The 601-nt window shown below is 75.5% G+C and carries 1 protein-coding gene; it reads left to right on the top strand.

Features of this window, described 5'->3' with window-relative positions; genetic code table 11:
* A partial coding sequence (locus SACPADRAFT_RS27455; protein WP_007027906.1) for a TIM barrel protein occupies positions 1-601 on the top strand: 601 nt, incomplete at both ends.

The following is a 601-nucleotide window of genomic DNA, read 5'->3' as shown; positions in this document are numbered from 1 at the left end:
CACGCGCTCGCCGCGGACCCGGCCGCCCGGCGCGGTCTCGCGACCACGCTGCACGCGCGCGGCCTCGCCGTCCGGACGCTGAACGCCTTCCCCTACGGCGGATTCCACGACGACGTCGTCAAGCATGCCGTGTACACACCACAGTGGACGGACGAGCGGCGGCTGCGTTACACCCGGGACTGCGCGACCGTGCTGGCCGACCTGCTGCACCCGGACGCCACCCACGGCAGCATCTCCACCCTGCCGCTGGCCTGGCGGGAACCGTGGAGCACGGCCGACGACGACCGGGCACGCCGTGCGCTGGACGGGCTCACCCGGACACTGGCGACCGCCTCGGACCGCGCGGGCAGGCCGATCCGGCTCGCGGTGGAGCCCGAACCCGGGTGTGTGCTGGACACCCTCGACGACGCGGTGTCCTGGCTGTCCGGCCGGGTGGATCCGGCGCACGTGGGGGTGTGCCTGGACACCTGCCACCTCGCCGTGTCGTTCGCCGATCCCGCCGGGGCGGTGCGCCGGGTGGCCGGCGCGGGGCTCGACGTCGTGAAGGTGCAGGCCTCGGCCGCCCTGCACGTCGAACACCCCGGCACGGAGGCCGCCCGCG

It is taken from the genome of Saccharomonospora iraqiensis subsp. paurometabolica YIM 90007, from assembly GCF_000231035.2.
In the GTDB taxonomy this organism is placed as follows: Bacteria; Actinomycetota; Actinomycetes; order Mycobacteriales; family Pseudonocardiaceae; genus Saccharomonospora; species Saccharomonospora paurometabolica.
Note: the sequence above shows the minus strand (reverse complement) of the source record. Positions and strands in the feature narration are given on the sequence as shown.